1 protein-coding gene and 1 pseudogene are annotated in these 1,902 nt (G+C 56.4%); one reads left to right on the top strand and one right to left on the bottom strand.

All coding sequences use genetic code 11. The features are described from left to right. Positions 1-487: 487 nt before the first annotated feature. Positions 488-715 (top strand): hypothetical protein, encoded by a 228-nt coding sequence (locus tag CQ12_RS06690; RefSeq protein WP_157088039.1) that lies wholly within the window; start codon positions 488-490, stop codon positions 713-715. 917 nt (positions 716-1,632) lie between these two features. Here the strand turns inward: CQ12_RS06690 and CQ12_RS44920 are convergent. Then, positions 1,633-1,902: pseudogene (locus CQ12_RS44920) on the bottom strand (oleate hydratase); the annotation flags it as partial.

Raw genomic sequence — 1,902 nt, 5'->3', positions numbered from 1 at the left:
TCAGCGTGTACGAACATGAAGGCCGCAGGTACAACAGGATCAGTGTCCGCGTAACCGGAGACATAGCAAACGGTTACGACTTCGACAGTAGTGCCACATCGCCGCTGCGCTACCGAGTACATATCACTTCGGTGCGGAGACACATTGGCTGCTAAGACCTAAGCGCCCACGCTTCTACAGGGGCTTTGACGACTTTACCTCATCCCATTTCGCGGTGAGAGCGACAGACAATGGCGTCCAGATGGTTGATTGGCGGAAGCTTGCTTTCTCACACATATCGTCTGGTGGGCGACGCGTCAGCACCGAAGTCGGAGCTAGGCGATGGAAATCACGTTAGCAACTCGCTGTGCTCGTTTATTCCGCGATCGTGATCGCTTGCTTGTTGGCAATTCGGTGAAACGGGGCCACGATGGCAAAGTCTCTGTGCTTGTATGACTTGGAATAAGCTTTCGCGGAAGGAGCTTTCGCGGCACCCCAGCATGTGTTCTTGAAACAGTCCGTGGCGCACGGCTGGCAGGCTTGGGTGCTCGGCAGCAACAACCTATGGTACCGCCTTCCCTATACCCTGCAGCACGTTTGCAGATATAGCAGCGGCCGCGCTTCATTGGAGGCTACTCGCGCCGCGACCGAACGCGAGATGCAAAGTCCAGCAACCATCAACAAGTGGATTATTGCGCAATACGATTCCGAGCGCTTTAGTTCCGACGAGTGGTGAGAGCTGAAAAAAGGCGCGTGGCGGCGACGCGCACTCGTGAGCACGTAGCCAAACACTTATATGATCAGAGCTGACTGGTTGGTTGACTGCCAGCTCGTAATATCAGGTTACGATGTGCCGGCATCTCTTAAACAACCGCTCGATCAAATTGCGTCGCGATACTTACGGCTCGTTGGGTTAGGGCCCGACGAGGTGGGCGGGCTAGTCATTGTGCTTCCTGTCGAGTGTATGGCCTTCGGGCGGCTCCCTCATGTCGGCAAGGAAGACTTCAAAGCTGTGACGAGAGGCCGAGATCGAGACCGGCCGAGAAGAATCCACCACAGCCGGCTGTTGTGCGCCTCACCCGAGCGTGAGAGCGAGATCCGGCCTTGCGGCACAGATCTCCGCCACTGCAACCCGGTTATGACGCTGCAACCAGCCCCTCCGCTACATGCAAACCTGGTTGAGAGATCGGCTGGGGGCCGAGTGCCAGCAGCACGGCTGGACCGTGTCAGTGGCTGGCAGCAGCAGCGCGAGGACCCCGCCATTGATGCCAAAGGCTGGCGGGTCGCGTTGCTGTCTACAGTCGCGATCGGCGGACAAATAAAGCGCCTTGCCAGTCAACGCTGCCGCAATCTGTCGTCTTCACACTGTGAGTGACCCTCGTGAAACGCTATTGCGCCGCGCCCCCTCGGACACCCTCCTCAAAGCTCTCCACGAACCGGCAAGGTGTTTCTCGGATGGATCGTAAAGCATAGTGGCTAGGAATACTGCGCAGTTATCGATTGAAATAGCGGTTCCTCCGGGATCCTCCGGAGCTCCGGAGGCTCATCTTCATGCCTCGCGCGATATCCGCTCGTGATCTATTGCCTACCTTGGCCAGGTAATTCCCTGAACCAGGCAACCGGTCGCTTCGCATATTTCTGGTCAATTGGAGATCAAGTGCGATGCGCATTGAGCAGGCCGCCAAGTTGAGAAGCTTCAACTGTCTTCAGCAATAGTTTGCGCAAAAACTCTGGTTCAACCTGAATTTCATTCCCGTCACATACTCGAGCAATGGCAGCGAATACTTTGCGAACATCGTAAGTCGAGTTGAACACCTCCGGGACCCCGCGTTCGATGTTGAGAAGGGTGTAGGCGGCCTCCATCGCGGTGCGAACCGAATACTCGGTTGTGAATACACAATCTGGCTCACCCGACTCGGCAAA

The organism is Bradyrhizobium jicamae, from assembly GCF_001440395.1.
Classification (GTDB): domain Bacteria; phylum Pseudomonadota; class Alphaproteobacteria; order Rhizobiales; family Xanthobacteraceae; genus Bradyrhizobium; species Bradyrhizobium jicamae.
Note: the sequence above shows the minus strand (reverse complement) of the source record. Positions and strands in the feature narration are given on the sequence as shown.